Consider the following 15,735-nt stretch of genomic DNA (forward strand, 5'->3'; position numbering starts at 1 on the left):
GCGTTTCGCTGTCAGTATCTCGTCACGAACGAGATCAGACAGGATCAGGAGAGACCCATGACGATCGCCACCCTTTCCCGACGCACGCTTTTGCAGGCGGGCTCTGCCCTGCTGGCATCGACCGCGCTGCCGACCTTCGCCTTCGCCCAGGATGCAGCGAGCGGTGGCCGGCTGGTGGTCGCGGCCGATTCGGAGCCGAAGAACCTCAATCCCGCGATCGTTGCCTCGAACGGCGTGTTCTTCGTGGCGAGCAAGGTGATCGAACCGCTCGCCGAAGCCTCGTTCGAGGGCAAGGATGGTCTTGCGCCTCGGCTGGCCACCTCCTGGGAAGGATCGGAGGACGGCAAGTCGGTGACCTTCAAGCTGCGCGAAGGCGTGACGTGGCATGACGGCAAGCCGTTTACCTCCGCCGATGTCGCCTTCTCGGCCCTCAACATCTGGAAGCCGCTGCAGAACCTCGGCCGCCTGGTTTTCGCCAGCCTCGAAGCCGTCGATACGCCGGATGACACGACGGCGATCTTCCGCTTCTCCAGACCGACACCGCTGCAGCTGATCCGCAACGCATTGCCGGTCGTCTCCAGCGTCGTGCCGAAGCATCTTTACGAAGGCACAGACATTGCCACCAACCCGGCGAATGTGAAGCTGGTCGGCACCGGGCCTTTCAAGTTTGCCGAGTACAAGCCGGGCGAATATTACCGCCTGGCGAAGAACGAGAACTACTGGAACAAGGGCGAGCCGAAGCTCGACGAGGTGATCTTCCGCGTGCTGCCGGACCGCGCCGGTGCGGGGGCTGCACTGGAAGCCGAGGAGATCCAGCTTGCCGCCTTTTCCGCCGTGCCGCTGACCGACCTCGACCGTATTTCCAAGGTGCCGGGCATCAAGGTGATCTCCAAGGGCTACGAGGCGCTGACGTACCAGCTCGTGGTGGAGATCAACCATCGCCGCAAGGAACTGGCCGACCTGAAGGTTCGCCAGGCGATCGCCCACGCAATCGACAGGAAGTTCGTTGTCGACACGATCTTCCTCGGCTACGCCGCGGCGTCCACAGGGCCGGTGCCAAAGAATGCGCCGGAGTTTTATGACGCAAGCGTGCCGACCTACGACTTCGATGTCGACAAGGCGAACGCGCTGCTCGACGAGGCCGGCTACAAGAAGGACGCGAACGGCACGCGCTTTTCACTGAAGCTGCGACCTGCCCCTTACTTCAACGAAACCAAGCAATTCGGCGCCTATCTGCGCCAGGCGCTGGCGGCGGTCGGCATTGATGCGCAACTGGTGAATGCGGATTCGGCCGCGCACCAGAAAGCGGTCTATACCGACCATGACTTCGACCTCGCGGTTGCGCCGCCGGTGTTCCGTGGCGATCCGGCGATTTCAACGACCATCCTCGTGAAATCCGGGACGCCGGCCGGCGTGCCCTTCTCCAACCAGGGCGGTTATGCCAATCCGCAGCTGGACGAGATCATCGCCAAAGCGGCGGAAACCGTGGATACCGCCGCGCGCACCGAGCTTTACAAGGAGTTCCAGAAGCTCGTCGCGACGGACCTGCCACTGATCAATGTTGCCGAATGGGGCTTCATCACGGTGGCGCGCGACACGGTTGACAACGTCTCCAACAATCCGCGCTGGGCGGTCTCGAACTGGGCGGATACAGCGCTGCAATCGTGATAGCCTGCGGGACCGAGACCTGAGTCCTTGAGGCTTTCCGCAGCGTGAACCGTGCTATTCGATTGATCAGACGACGTGCGATCAGCAGCATTCCGGTGCTGCTGATCGTCGTGATCCTGACGTTCGGGCTGCTGGAAAGCGCTTCGGGCGATGCCGTCGATGCCTATCTGCTGTCGATCGGCGGCGGGGACGCGACGGTGGCGCAGGCGCTGCGGCAGGCTTATGGCCTCGACCAGTCGATGATGGCGCGGCTCTGGGTCTATGTCTCATCGCTCGCGACATTCGATCTCGGCTGGTCGATCGCCTTCGACCGGCCGGTGCTCGACCTCATCCTGGAACGGTTGCCGAACACCCTGCTTTTGATGGGAAGTGCCACGGCGATCTCCTTCGGCCTTGGATCCGCCCTTGGGATCGTCGCGGGCGCAAAGCCGGAAAGTGCAGTGGATCGAACACTTTCGACGGTTTCCCTGATTCTCTACGCGATCCCGAGCTTCTGGCTGGGGCTGGTGCTTTCGATCGTCTTTGCCGTGCAGCTTCGCTGGCTCCCGACGTCAGGCATCGAGACGATCGCCTCCGGCAAGGAGGGACTTGCCCGCGCGCTCGACATCGCCCGCCATCTCGTCTTGCCGGTGGGGGCGCTGGCGCTGATCTACATGGCGCTGTTCCTGCGCGTCATGCGTTCCGGCATGGCGGAAGCCTGGCAGCTGGATTTCGTGCTGTTTGCCCGATCCAAGGGCCTGTCGCGCTCGCGCATCGTGCTGCGCCATGTGGCGCGCAACGCGCTGCTGCCGCTCGTCACCATGCTCGGCCTGCAGTCCGCCGCGATGCTCGGCGGCAGCGTGGTGATCGAGAGCATCTTTGCGATTCCGGGGTTCGGGCGCCTCGCACAGGAAGCGGTCGGCGGCCGAGACGCGCCGCTGCTGATGGGCATCATCGTCGTCAGCGCCGTGCTGGTGATCTGCGTCAACCTCATCGTCGATCTCGTTTATGCCGCACTCGACCCGCGCGTCGGTGCATCGGAGAGCGCCGGATGAGGCTTGTCCGTAACCTCATCGGCACGCCCGAAGGCGCGATCGGGCTCGGCATCCTGGTTCTGCTGGCGCTGGTCGCGCTGTTTGCGCCGGTGCTGTCGCCGGGTGATCCGTTGCGGATTGCCGCGCGGCCGCTGCTTGCCCCATTCACCGACCCATCCTTTCCGCTCGGCACCGACCGGCTCGGTCGCGATGTGCTGGCCGGCATCATCCATGGCACGCGCACCTCGCTTGCGGTCGGGATTGCGGCTGCGCTGGCGGCGATTGCAATCGGCCTCTGCGTGGGTTTAACGGCGGGTTTTGCCGGCGGGCTGGTGGACGAGGCGCTGATGCGGGTGGTGGACGCCTTCCAGATCGTGCCGAGTTTCCTGCTGGCGCTCGCCTTCGTCAGCGTCATCGGCGCCTCGGTACCGGTGGTGGTGATTGCGATTGCGCTCGGCGCCTGGGCCGATCCGGCGCGGCTGACGCGGGCGCAAGTGCTGTCGATCCGCGAACGGGACTATGTGGCCTCGGCGCGCGTCATCGGCACGCACCCGGTCGAGATCGCGCTGCGGGAAATCCTGCCCAATGCCCTGCCGCCGGTGCTGGCGCTTTCGGCAATCATCGTCGCGGCAGCGATCCTCACCGAAGCCGCCCTCTCCTTCCTCGGGCTCGGCGACCCGAACGTGGTCACCTGGGGCTCGATGATCGCCGAAGGGCGCAACGTGCTGCGCTCCTCGCCTTCACTCTCCATCTTCCCCGGCATCGCGCTGGTGGTGACGGTCGTCGCCGTCTATCTCTTCAGCGAAGGGCTGACGAAGACGATTGGCCGCGGGAGGCGCATTGCATGAGCACGCTTTGCGAGATCCGCGACCTCAGCGTCACCTATCACGATCAGCCGAACCCTGCAGTGGGTCACGTCACCCTCGATATCGAGGCCGGTGGACGGCTGGCGATCATCGGTGAAAGCGGCTCCGGCAAAAGCACGCTGGCCCGGACACTGGCCGGGCTTCTGCCGCCCCGCACCCGCGTGACCGGCGAGATACAATGGACAGGCGGAACGCCGCCCCGTCCCGGTCGCGATCTGGGCTTCGTTTTCCAGGACCCGTCCTCCAGCCTCAATCCCGTGCTGACGATCGGCGAACAGGTAGCGGAGGGTGCGAGGCAGCACCTCGGACTTGGCTGGAAGCAGGCCTTGGCGCGGACGCAGGAGATGCTGGAGCGGGTCCGCATTGCGCAGGCGGACCGGATGTTGCGGGCCTTTCCGCACCAGCTGTCCGGCGGACAACGCCAGCGGGTGGCGATCGCGGCCGCGCTTGCCGCCAAACCGAAGATCCTGATTGCCGACGAAGCCACGAGCGCGCTCGATGTCGTGGTGCAGGCGGAGATCGTTGCCCTGCTCGACGACCTGGTGCGCGACGCGCAAATGACGCTCATCTTCATCACCCATGACATCGCGCTGGCCTCAGGCTTTGCGGACCGGGTGGCGATCTTCAAGGATGGACGGCTGGTGGAGGCCGGACCAACGGCAAGCGTGCTTGCCGCGCCTGCGCAGGGCTACACAAGAACGCTTCTTCAGAGCCATCTCGATCTCACCTCGCCACCGCTGGTCGAAGAGGCCGCGACGTGACGCTGCTGGAGATCAACAACCTGTCGAAGCATTTCCGGTCCGGCGGCCGCGATGTCACGGCACTGGATGACGTCTCGCTCACCCTGGATCCGGGACAGACGCTAGGGCTCGCTGGCGCGTCTGGCAGCGGCAAGTCGACGCTTGCCCGCATCGTGATGCGGCTGTTGCCGCCGGATGGCGGCTCTATCCGGTTTGCGGGTGAGGATTGGCTGGCGTTATCCGGCAAAGACCTTCGCCGCCGCCGTGCCAAAATCCAGATGGTGTTCCAGGACGTGCTCGGCGCCTTCAATCCGCGCGCGACGGTCGCATCGGTGCTCGATGATCCCCTCCGGATCCACGAGATCGTTCCAAAGAGCGACCGCCCGCGAAAGATCGCCGAACTGCTCGATCGGGTCGGCTTGCAGGCCAACCTGGCGGATCGCTCTATCCGGGATGTCTCGGGTGGTCAGCGCCAGCGGATCGCGATTGCACGCGCCATCGCCACTGATCCGGCGCTGATCGTGCTTGATGAGGCCGTCTCGGCGCTCGATGTCTCGATCCGTGGCAAGGTGCTCGAACTTCTGGTGGAGTTGCAGCGCGAACGCGATATCGCATATCTCTTCGTGTCGCACGACCTTGCCGTGCTTCGGGCCGTTTCCCACCGGATCACCGTGATGGACGGTGGGCGGCTGGTTGAGACGGGTCCGGCGCGGCAGGTGATCGACAACCCGCAATCGACCGCGGCAAGGGCGCTGGTTTCCGCCGTACCCCGACTGAGAATACAAACACCCCAAGGACATTCGTATGAGCCCTGAGCTTTGGCACCCCCTGCACGACACGCCCGCCTTTCCGCCTGCACGGTTCGGGGCCGTCGCGGATAGGATCGCGAGGATCCTCAACACCCGCAACGACGTGTTGCTGATCCAGGCTGAAGCCGTGGTGGCGCTGGAGGCGGTCGCCGCGAGCCTCGGCCGGCCGGGAATGAAGGTGATCAACGTCGTGACGAGCCTCTATGGCGGCTGGTTCGGCAACTGGATGCGACGTACCGGCGCCGAGGTGGTCGACGTGACCGCCGAGCCTGCCAGGCCGATCACGGCGGAAGCCGTCGAGGCGGCACTGGATGCCAATCCGGATACCAAGGTGCTGGCGCTGGTGCATGCGGAATCGGCGAGCGGCATCCGCAACCCGCTGGAGGAGATCGTCGCGCTGGCTCGCGCCCGCGGCGTCGTGACGGTGGTGGACGCCGTTGCCTCCGTTGGAGGTCACTCGCTCGACGTGGACCAGCTCGGCATCGACATTGCCGTGATCGGCCCGCAGAAGGCGCTCGCCGGCCCAGCCGGCCTTTCCGCCCTCTCGGTGAGCCCGGCCGCATGGAAACTGATTTCTGACGAAGGCCCCCTAAGGGATTCCATTCTCTCGCTTATCGACCAGAAGGCCTGGCTCGACACTGGTCGGGGCGCGCTCGCCGGCACGACGGCACCACTGGAGCTCTTTGCACTCGAAGCAGCGCTCGATCGCGTCGAAGCTGAAGGCGTGCCGCAGATGATTTCCCGGCATGTGCGCGCGGCGCGGGCAACCCGCGCGGCGCTTGCCGCCATGGGTGCCGAGCTCTGGGTGGAACTGACGAAATGCTCCAACCTCGTGACCGCGGTAAAGCTTCCAGAAGGCGTGCGGGCGGAAGCGCTGCTAGGCGTGGCGCCGCGGGTGATGGAACTCTCCGCCGGTGTCGGGCCCGGTGCAGACCAACTGATCCGGCTGAACCATACCGGCCGGCGTGCCCGCTTTGACAGCGTGCTCGGCAATGTCACGGCCTTCGGAATGGGGCTGCGACGCTCCGGCGTGAAGGCCGATATTGCCGCAGCCGTGGATGCCGTGGCGCTACACTTCGGCGACTGATCCGAGGCCTTTCTCGACCAGCCAGGCGCGGGTGATGTCTTCGTCCTCCGGCCCGATGCCATGGTTGGCGTCGAGCTTGCGGGTGGTAAGATCCGCACCGGCGTCTTGCAGCCGCTCCTCCAGCTCCGGCGCCAACGCCGCATAGAAATCATCGGTAGCGGTGAGCGAAAGGACGGCGACGCCGGAGAGATCGACCGCCGGCCTGTCTTCCAGCACGTTCATGGAACGGAGCAGCACGGCCTTGCGGATGAGCTTCGGGTAGAGCTGCATCACCGCGCCGATCATGTTGCCGCCATTGGAATAACCGACGAAGGCAAGACGCTCCGGGTCGACGCCATAGGCCGGACCGAGCTCCTCCACGAAGGCGACAAAGGCTTCCGCTTCGGACCTGATTTCCTTCTGGTCGAAGGTGGTCTGGGTGAAGCGACGGAAGAAGCGCGGATAACCTTCATCCGTGGCGCGCCCGCGGATGCCGATCAACATGGCGTTCGGCGCTGCCGTGCGGCCGAAGGGCAGCATCGCCGTTTCGTTGGCACCCGTCCCGTGCAGCAGGACAAGCGTCGAGCCATCCCACTTTTCCGGCATGTGGATGCGATGCACGAAAGGCAGGTCGCGGTAGGTCACCCGCTCCTCGCCCGGCAGGCCGAATTGCGGCAGCATCACGCGCAGCGCGTCGTGGTCGGCCTTGAAGTGTTTCGGGATGAACAACTGCGTGCCAAGCGTCTCGATCGACTCGTCGGTCGCAAAACCGGGTCCGTCGCTGGCAAGCTCGATCAGCGTGCCGCCCGGCTCGCGCACATAGAGTGAATAGAAATACTGCCGGTCGTGCATGTTCATCTCGCCGGCATTGTCTGCCACAAGCGCTTTATGTACCGCCTCGACCTGCGCCCGGTCCGGTGCGCGAAGCGCGACATGGTCGATGGTGCCGGTGCCCGGTGCAGCGGTCCAGAAGCCGCTCGCATTGCGGACGTCGATGATGTCGCCGGCATCAGAGACGAGCCGCTGGATCGACCCTTCGGTGCCGCTTGCCTGCAGGGCCATGTGCCGCGTGAGGAAATCAGCGGTCTCCTCCGGCTTCTCCGACAGGATCGTCGCGCCCCGCAGGCGGCGGATGGCATCTGCTTCCGCAATGCCGCCGTCCGGCCACCAGACCCACGGGCTGTCGTCGTCCTCGACGCCGACCAGCTTGACGATGACGCCGTCCGGATCCGTCAGCCGCAGCACCGGTTCGCCAAACTCCTGTGCCGGCCCGGCGAGCTTGATGTTGAACTTCAGTGCCCGCGTCAGCCAGAAACCGACGGCATCAGGCGCGATCGCAAAGCTGATCTCGCTCGGCGCGCCGTGTCCGACGCGCCCGAGCGACCCGTCTTCCCAGGCGAGGAAGGTGACAAGCGATCCGGGCGAGGCAGCGCCGTCGCCGTAGAAGAGATGAAGCTGCTGCGCATCCTCGAAACCGGCGGTGCGCTTGACGAGCCGCAGGCCAAGAAAGCCGACGTAGAAATCCACGTTGGCCTGGATCTTCCGGGTGATGGCGGTGATGTGATGGATGCCGCTGGTCATGGGGCCCTGCCTCAACGTGGAACTCAGCCATCCATGTGAAAGAAAAGCCGGCGGGGCGCAACCGCGACACAGCGTCAACAAAATCGCGAGTTCCTTCGAAAGGCTGCTCTGCTCGATCAAAAATCGCTGGCCGGCACTCGTTGTTACGTGGCCAAAGAAAAAGCCCGGAGGCGAAACACACCCGGGCTTTCCTATTCGAGAGGCTGGGGGCGTATCAGCGGCGCTGGTTGTAGACGTCCACGCAGACGGCGCCGAGAAGCACGAGCCCCTTGATGACCTGCTGGTAGTCGATGCCGATGCCGAGGATCGACATGCCGTTGTTCATCACGCCCATGAGGAAGGCGCCGATGACGGCACCGGTGACCTTGCCAACGCCGCCGTAGGCGGAGGCGCCGCCGATGAAGCAGGCCGCGATGACATCAAGCTCGAAGCCGGCGCCGGCCTTCGGCGTGGCGCTGTTGAGGCGTGCCGCGACCACAAGACCGCCGAGCGCTGCCAGGAAGCCCATGTTGACGAAGGTGAAGAACACCAGCCGGTTCGCCTTGATGCCGGAGAGTTCGGCAGCGCGGATATTGCCGCCGACGGCATAGATCTGGCGGCCGACGACGGTGCGGGTCGTGAGGAAGCCATAGGCCGCGATCAGGGCTGCCATGATGATCAGCACGTTCGGCAGGCCGCGATGCGAGGAGATCAGGTAGGCGATGTAACCGACGGCCGCGAGAACGACGAGGTTCTTGGCGACGAAGAAACCGAAGGGCTCGGTCTCGACGCCGTGCGACACCCGGCGCTTGCGGCTTGCGAAGTTCTGGATGATCAGGATCACCGCCAGGACGAGGCCGATCAGGAAGGACGTGATGTAGAGCCCGCCCGACGACGAGATGAGCTCAAGCACATAACCGGACGACAGCTTCTGGAAGATCGGCGGGAACGGGCCGATCGCCTGGCTGCCGAGGATCGCGATCATCAAGCCGCGGAAGACGAGCATGCCGGCGAGCGTGACGATGAAGGACGGTATCTTGAAATAGGCGACAAAATAGCCCTGGATGCCGCCGATCACCGCGCCAACGGCAAGGCAGATGACGATGGCGAGGGCGAGGTTGATGCCGTAGCTGACCATCAGTAGACCCGCGAGGCCGCCGATGAAACCGGCCACCGAACCGACCGACAGGTCGATATGGCCGGTGACGATCACCATCAGCATGCCGAGCGCCATGATGACGATGTAGGAGTTCTGCAGCACGATATTCGTGACGTTCAGCGGCTTCAGAAGAACGCCGTCCGTGGCGATCTGGAAGAACACCACGATCACGGCCAACGAGATCAGCATGCCGAAATCGCGCAGGTTGTCCTTCAGAAAACCAGTCGCCTTGGGCGGCGCTGTGATTGCTTCCTGGGGCGTGCTCATTGGTCTCTCCCTTTGCGCCGCATGATGGCGCGCATGATATTTTCTTGCGTGGCTTCCTCGCCGGCGACTTCACCGACGAATGCACCTTCGTGCATCACCACGATACGGTCGCAGATGCCGATCAGCTCCGGCATTTCCGACGAGATGACGATCACCGCCTTGCCGGCATTGGCCAGTTCGTTGATGATCGAGTAAATTTCGTATTTCGCGCCGACATCGATACCGCGCGTCGGCTCATCGAGGATCAGCACTTCCGGGTTGGTGAACAACCACTTCGACAATACCACCTTCTGCTGGTTGCCGCCCGAGAGCTTGCCGGTTTCCTGGTAGACGTTGTGGCTGCGGATGCGCATGCGCCCGCGGAACTCCTGCGCCACCTTCATCTCGGCGATGTCGTCGATGACGCCGCGTGAGGAGACGCCGCCAAGATGCGCGAGCGACACGTTCTTGCGGATATCTTCCGGCAGGATCAGCCCGAGTTGCTTGCGGTCTTCGGTGACATAGGCAAGGCCGGCCTTGATCGCCTTGTGGACGTCCGACAGGTCGAGCTCCTTGCCATGCAGCTTGGCGACACCGGTGACGTGGCGGCCCCAGGACTTGCCGAACAGGCTCATGGCGAACTCGGTGCGCCCTGCGCCCATCAGGCCGGATATGCCGACGATCTCGCCCGCCCTCACCTTCATCGAGACATTCTTGACGACCTGGCGGTCCGAATGCTGCGGGTGGTAGGCCGACCAGTTCTCCACTTCGAAGATGACGTCGCCGATCTTCGGCACGCGCTTCGGGTAACGGCTTTCAAGATCGCGGTCGACCATGCGCCGGACAATCTCGTCCTCGTCCACCGGGCCTGCATGGCAGTCCATCGTGCCGACGGTGCGCCCGTCGCGCAGCACGGTGATCTGGTCGGCGACCTCGGTGATCTCGTTCAGCTTGTGGCTGATCATGATCGAGGTGATGCCGTTGCGGCGGAACTCCTTGAGAAGCTCGAGCAAGGCGGCACTGTCGGTCTCGTTAAGGGACGCGGTCGGCTCATCGAGGATCAGCAGGCGCACGTCCTTAGACAGCGCCTTGGCGATCTCGACCAACTGCTGCTTGCCCACGCCGATATTGGTGATCAGCGTGTCGGGCTGCTCGGTCAAGCCGACCTTGGCGAGCAGTTCCTGCGTGCGCTTGTGCCGTTCGCTGCGGTCGATGATGCCGCGTCGCGCCGGGGGATTGGTCAAGAAGATGTTTTCCGCGATCGACATCAGCGGAATGAGTGCAAGTTCCTGGTGGATGATGATGACGCCGAGCTTTTCGGAATCATTGATGTCGCGGAAATGGCGCTCCTGCCCGTCGAACAGGATGGAGCCCTCATAGGTGCCGTGCGGGTAAACGCCCGAAAGGACCTTCATCAACGTCGACTTGCCGGCGCCGTTTTCGCCGACGAGCGCGTGGATCTCGCCTTCCTTCACGGTAAAGCTGACATCAGAAAGCGCCTTCACGGCGCCGAAACTCTTGGATATGCCCCGCATTTCGAGGATGGGCGGCTTTTCCGCCAGTGGCTGCGGGTGCGGGACTGGATCGGCCATGATCACTCCGAATGATAAAGATCCGCGCGGCGCAGGAGGCCGCGCGGATTCAGATGACTTACTTGAGCTGGTCTTCCTTGTAGTAGCCGCTGCCGACCAGGACTTCGTTCACGTTGTCCTTTTCGACCACAACCGGCTTCAGCAGGTAGGACGGAACGACCTTCTTGCCGTTGTCATAGGTCTTGGTGTCGTTGACGGTCGGCTCCTTGCCGCTCATCACGGCGTCAACCATGTCGACAGTGACCTTGGCAAGTTCGCGGGTGTCCTTGAAGATCGTCGAATACTGCTCGCCGGCAATGATCGACTTGACCGACGGGATTTCCGCGTCCTGGCCGGTCACGACAGGCATCGGCATGTCGCCGCTGCCGTAGCCAACGCCCTTGAGCGACGACAGGATACCGATCGAGATGCCGTCGTAAGGCGAAAGCACGCCGTGCAGTTTCTTGTCGGAATAGGTCGAAGACAGGATGGCGTCCATACGGGACTGGGCGGTTGCCGGATCCCAGCGAAGGGTCGCGACCTTGTCCATGCCAACCTGGCCGGAGCCAACCTTCAGCGTGCCCTTGTCGATGAGCGGCTGGAGAACGCTCATCGCGCCATTGTAGAAGAAGAAGGCGTTGTTGTCGTCCGGCGAACCACCGAAGAGTTCGATGTTGAACGGACCGGCTTCGGTGTCGGCCTTGAGGCCCTTCACGAGCGAGGTCGCCTGCTGCACGCCCACCTGGAAGTTGTCGAAGGTGGCGTAGTAGTCGACGTTCGGCGTGTCGCGGATCAGGCGGTCGTAAGCGATGACCTTGATCTGCTGGTCAGCAGCCTGCTGCAAGACGTCCGACAGGGTCGTGCCGTCGATCGACGCGATCACGAGCACCTTGGCGCCCTTGGTGATCATGTTTTCGATCTGCGCGAGCTGGTTCGGGATATCGTCTTCAGCGTACTGAAGGTCGGTCGTGTAGCCACGCTCCTTCAGGACGTTGACCATGTTGTCGCCGTCGGCGATCCAGCGGGCAGAAGACTTGGTCGGCATGGCAACGCCGACGAGGCCCTTGTCCTGGGCGCCGGCGGGTGCCGCAATCGACAGCCCGGCCATGATGGCGGCGGTTGCAAGATATTTGAACATGCGCATGGATTGCTCCTCCTTAGAGGCGGCTCCCTTCGAGCCGCCATAGTTCACGTGCTGCAACCGACCCCCTGTCGGCTGCAGGATCCGTATTAGTGGTTGTCGCGCGGAAGGCCGGCAGTCTGGGCGATCCGCTGATACTTCACGGCCGGTTCCAGCACCGCGCCGGTTTCCATCTGGCCGACGATGCCGCGCTGGATTTCCTGCCACGGTGTCTGGTGCTTCGGATACTGGTAGCCGCCGTTGGCCTCGAGCGCCTTGCGGCGTTCGGCAATTTCCTCGTCCGAGATCAGGATATTGGCTTCGCCGCGACCAAGGTCGATGCGGACGCGGTCGCCGGTCCTCAGGATCGCAAGACCACCGCCGGCAGCCGCTTCCGGCGAAGCGTTGAGGATCGACGGGCTTCCCGACGTGCCGGACTGGCGGCCGTCGCCGATGCAGGCGAGCGAGGAAATGCCGCGCTTCAGGAGGTAGTCCGGCGCGCGCATGTTGACCACTTCGGCAGCACCCGGATAACCGATCGGTCCGGCACCGCGCATGAAGAGAATGGTGTGCTCATCGATTTCCAGCGACGGGTCATCGATGCGGTGGTGGTAATCCTCCGGACCATCGAACACCACGGCCTTGCCTTCGAAGGCTTCCGGATCGTTCGGGTTCGACAGGTAACGCTCGCGGAATTCCGGCGAGATGACGCTGGTCTTCATGATCGCCGACGAGAAGAGATTGCCGCGCAGCACGCGGAAGCCGGCGGCAGGCTTCAGCGGCTCCTCGTAACGACGGATGACCTTCTCGTCCTCGATGATGGCGCCGCGGCAGTTTTCGCCGATCGTCTTGCCGTTCACCGTCATGGCGTCTTCGTTGATGAGGCCATGGTTCATCAGCTGGTTGACGACGGCCGGAACACCACCGGCGTGGTAATAGTCCTCGCCGAGATATTCGCCGGCCGGCTGCAGGTTGACGAGCAGCGGAACGTCCTCGCCATAGGTCTGCCAGTCATCGACGCTGAGCTCGACGCCGATGTGACGGGCAAGCGCGTTGAGGTGGATCGGGGCGTTGGTCGAACCGCCAATCGCCGAGTTGACGCGGATCGCGTTGATGAAGGCTTCCTTGGTCAGGATGTCGGAAGGCTTCAGGTCTTCCTTGACCATCTCGACGATGCGAAGGCCCGTAAGGTAGGCGACTTCCTGGCGGTCGCGGTACGGTGCCGGGATGGCGGCCGAACCCGGAAGCTGCATGCCGAGGGCTTCGGCGAGCGAGTTCATCGTGGTTGCCGTGCCCATGGTGTTGCAGTAGCCGGTCGACGGCGCGGACGATGCAACGAGCTTGACGAAGCCAGCGTAGTCGATTTCGCCCTTTGCCAGCAGTTCGCGGGCCTTCCAGACGATGGTGCCCGAACCCGTGCGCTCGCCGCGGAACCAGCCGTTCAGCATCGGGCCGACCGACAGGGCAATCGACGGGATGTTGACGGTCGCGGCCGCCATCAGACAGGCAGGCGTGGTCTTGTCGCATCCGATCGTCAGCACCACGCCATCGAGCGGGTAACCGTAAAGAACTTCCACGAGACCGAGATAGGCGAGGTTGCGGTCAAGGCCCGCCGTCGGGCGCTTGCCGGTCTCCTGGATCGGGTGCACCGGGAATTCGATCGCGATGCCGCCCGCTTCGCGGATACCTTCGCGCAGGCGGTTGGCCAGCTCGAGGTGGTGGCGGTTGCACGGCGAAAGATCCGATCCGGTCTGGGCGATGCCGATGATCGGACGGTCGGACTGAAGCTCTGCCTGGCTGAGGCCGAAGTTCATGTAGCGCTCAAGGTAAAGCGCCGTCATGTCCACGTTGTCGGGGTTGTCGAACCAGGCCCGCGAGCGGAGCTTGCGCATTTCCTGACGCCGGTGGTCGGTTTCTGCGATTTCGTTGGAGGGTGCGTTTTCAGAATTGCTCATGATCAGTCCTCGAATTCTTCCGTCTGGATGCGCCGGCCCAGCATAAAGGCGTCTGCCACATGCACCAGTGGCGAAAAATCAGTGTCGCTGGTGCCGGAGCGGACAAGGCTGACGAAGTCGCGATAAAGATTGCGGTATTCGCGATCCTCTTCGACGATCTGCGGCTCGCCATCAACGATCAACCGGCTGCCGCCATGGGTGAGGACGACAGGGCCCTCTTCCGTCTCGACCCGGATGTCCCAGGTCTGCGGGCCCGTCTGGCGCCAGTCGAACTCTGCCGATACCGGCGTGCCGCTCACCATCTCGAATGCGAGCGATGCGGCGATCGGGGCCGCGCGGTTTGCCGGGAAGGTCAGGTCCGAGCGAACAAGATGGAATGGCTCGGGAAGGATGCGGGTGACGATGGACAGCGCGTTGATGCCGGGATCGAAGACGCCGAGCCCGCCCGGCTCCCAGATCCAGGCTTGGCCCGGATGCCAGTGGCGGACGTCTTCCTTCCACTCGACGGAAACGGTTTTGATCTTCCGCTTGGCAAGCAATGCGCGTGCCGGCTCGACGGCCGCGGCAGCGCGCGAATGCCAGGTGGAAAACAGGGTGAGGCCCTTCGCCTTGGCCAGAGCTTCGAGTGCATAGACCTCGGAGAGGCTGGCGCCCGGCGGCTTTTCCAGCATCACATGCTTGCCGGCGTCCAAGGCCGCCTTCGCCTGGGCAAAGCGCCCCTGCGGCGGGGTGCACAGCGAAACCGCATCGATCTCGACGTCGGATGCCAGGAGGTCGGCGATGTCGTGGAAACAGTGCACGCCCTCAAGCTGCGCGTTGCGGCTCGCGACCGCAACGAGGTTCACGCCATCGGTTGCTTCGATGGCGCCGAGATGCTGATCCCGGGCGATCTTTCCAAGACCGACGATGGCAAGACGGATAGGAGCCATATCAGTCTCTCAGAGTGGCTTGACCGTGACCGGCACGTCGGCCGCGACCGCAAGCCGGTTGACCAGCGGAAGCTTGAACGGGGCGGCCGAGATCTCGAACACGTCGCCCGACTCGGTCTTGATGCCTTCCGAGAAGGACAAGGTTGCCGTGCCGAAGAAATGCACATGCAGGTCGCCCGGCTGGCGGAAGATGTCATATTTGAAGTTGTGGTGCTCCAGGTTGGCGATGGTGTGCGACATGTTCGCCTCGCCAGACAGGAACGGCTTTTCGAAGATGGGCTTGTCGCCGCGCAGCACGCGCGACGTGCCTTCGACATGATCCGGAAGGTCGCCGACAAGGAGTTCCGGACCAAGGGCAGCCTGGCGCAGCTTGGAATGCGCGAGCCAGAGATAATTGCCCTTCTCGGTCACGTGGTCGGAAAACTCGTTGGCGAGGCAGAAGCCGAGGCGGAACGGCGTGCCGTCCGGTCCGATCATATAGATGCCGGCCAGTTCCGGCTCCTCGCCACCGTCCAGCGCGAATGCCGGGGAAACCAGATCCTCGCCCGTGGCGCGCAGCTGCGAGCCGTTGCCCTTGTAGAACCATTCCGGCTGCACGCCCGCCTGGCCTGGCTGCGGCTTGCCGCCCTCGACGCCCATCAGGAACATGCGCATGGAATCGGTCGGCTTTTCTTCCGCCTGGGCTGCCTTGTGCATCTTGTCGCGGCCATCGGCAGAACCAAGATGCGTCAGGCCGGTGCCGGCGACGATGAAATGTGCAGGATCTGGATGCGTGATCGGCAGGGCGATCTTGTTGCTTGCAGCCGCCTGATCGAGGTCGACCACCGCACCGAGGCCCAGGCTGTCGATCTGCTGCGAAAGCGTGCGCGAGGCTGCAACTGCCTGCGTGGCGAGATCATACGTGGAAGACACGCCATTGACGACACGCGCCTGCCCTTCCCCATCCCAAGCCACAACCTTGATGGCTCCGGCATCGTCCCGAACCTGAAGAATACGCAACATCGATCAACCACCTAACGCTTGTCCGATAATG

Annotated in this window: 13 protein-coding genes; 6 read left to right on the plus strand and 7 right to left on the minus strand. The window is 63.7% G+C overall.

Annotated elements, in window-relative coordinates; translation table 11 throughout:
- Positions 1-57: 57 nt before the first annotated feature.
- The 6 genes from CYG48_RS08655 to CYG48_RS08680 are packed head-to-tail and all read left to right on the plus strand — an operon-like array spanning position 58 to position 6,183.
- Complete coding sequence (locus CYG48_RS08655; RefSeq protein ID WP_118850013.1) at positions 58-1,668, plus strand: ABC transporter substrate-binding protein; 1,611 nt, start codon at positions 58-60, stop codon at positions 1,666-1,668.
- Positions 1,669-1,712: 44 nt separating this feature from the next.
- A complete protein-coding gene (locus CYG48_RS08660) occupies positions 1,713-2,702 on the plus strand; it encodes an ABC transporter permease (protein ID WP_118850014.1) in 990 nt (329 codons plus the stop codon).
- Positions 2,699-3,529: an ABC transporter permease gene (locus CYG48_RS08665; RefSeq protein WP_118850015.1), complete on the plus strand. Its 831-nt coding sequence runs from the start codon at positions 2,699-2,701 to the stop codon at positions 3,527-3,529. The genes CYG48_RS08660 and CYG48_RS08665 overlap by 4 nt, the downstream gene beginning before the upstream one ends.
- Positions 3,526-4,308 carry an ABC transporter ATP-binding protein gene (locus CYG48_RS08670; RefSeq protein ID WP_118850016.1) on the plus strand — a complete coding sequence of 261 codons (783 nt, stop codon included), beginning with the start codon at positions 3,526-3,528 and terminating at the stop codon, positions 4,306-4,308. The genes CYG48_RS08665 and CYG48_RS08670 overlap by 4 nt, the downstream gene beginning before the upstream one ends.
- On the plus strand, positions 4,305-5,102 hold the full coding sequence (locus tag CYG48_RS08675; protein WP_118850017.1) for an ABC transporter ATP-binding protein: 798 nt from the start codon (positions 4,305-4,307) through the stop codon (positions 5,100-5,102). The genes CYG48_RS08670 and CYG48_RS08675 overlap by 4 nt, the downstream gene beginning before the upstream one ends.
- Entirely contained in the window at positions 5,092-6,183 is a 1,092-nt protein-coding gene (locus tag CYG48_RS08680) for a pyridoxal-phosphate-dependent aminotransferase family protein (RefSeq protein WP_118850018.1), read from the plus strand. Before CYG48_RS08675 ends, CYG48_RS08680 begins: the two co-directional genes overlap by 11 nt.
- Here the strand turns inward: CYG48_RS08680 and CYG48_RS08685 are convergent.
- From CYG48_RS08685 to araD1, 7 genes are all read right to left on the minus strand, one after another.
- Entirely contained in the window at positions 6,166-7,743 is a 1,578-nt protein-coding gene (locus tag CYG48_RS08685) for a VOC family protein (protein WP_118850019.1), read from the minus strand. The genes CYG48_RS08680 and CYG48_RS08685 overlap by 18 nt on opposite strands.
- Positions 7,744-7,957: 214 nt before the next feature.
- On the minus strand, positions 7,958-9,148 hold the full coding sequence (gene mmsB, locus CYG48_RS08690) for a multiple monosaccharide ABC transporter permease (protein WP_118850020.1): 1,191 nt from the start codon (positions 9,146-9,148) through the stop codon (positions 7,958-7,960).
- A complete protein-coding gene (mmsA, locus tag CYG48_RS08695) occupies positions 9,145-10,719 on the minus strand; it encodes a multiple monosaccharide ABC transporter ATP-binding protein (RefSeq protein ID WP_199925109.1) in 1,575 nt (524 codons plus the stop codon). Before mmsA ends, mmsB begins: the two co-directional genes overlap by 4 nt.
- 58 nt (positions 10,720-10,777) lie before the next feature.
- Entirely contained in the window at positions 10,778-11,836 is a 1,059-nt protein-coding gene (gene chvE, locus CYG48_RS08700) for a multiple monosaccharide ABC transporter substrate-binding protein (RefSeq protein ID WP_445304332.1), read from the minus strand.
- A gap of 92 nt (positions 11,837-11,928) precedes the next feature.
- Positions 11,929-13,710, minus strand: a complete 1,782-nt coding sequence (locus tag CYG48_RS08705; RefSeq protein WP_199925283.1) for an IlvD/Edd family dehydratase — start codon at positions 13,708-13,710, stop codon at positions 11,929-11,931.
- 65 nt (positions 13,711-13,775) lie between these two features.
- A complete protein-coding gene (locus CYG48_RS08710; RefSeq protein ID WP_118850023.1) occupies positions 13,776-14,702 on the minus strand; it encodes a Gfo/Idh/MocA family protein in 927 nt (308 codons plus the stop codon).
- Positions 14,703-14,711: 9 nt separating this feature from the next.
- Complete coding sequence (gene araD1 / locus CYG48_RS08715; RefSeq protein WP_118850024.1) at positions 14,712-15,704, minus strand: AraD1 family protein; 993 nt, start codon at positions 15,702-15,704, stop codon at positions 14,712-14,714.
- Positions 15,705-15,735 lie beyond the last annotated feature (31 nt).

It is taken from the genome of Neorhizobium sp. SOG26 (assembly GCF_003491345.1).
GTDB classification, from domain to species: Bacteria; Pseudomonadota; Alphaproteobacteria; order Rhizobiales; family Rhizobiaceae; genus Neorhizobium; species Neorhizobium turbinariae.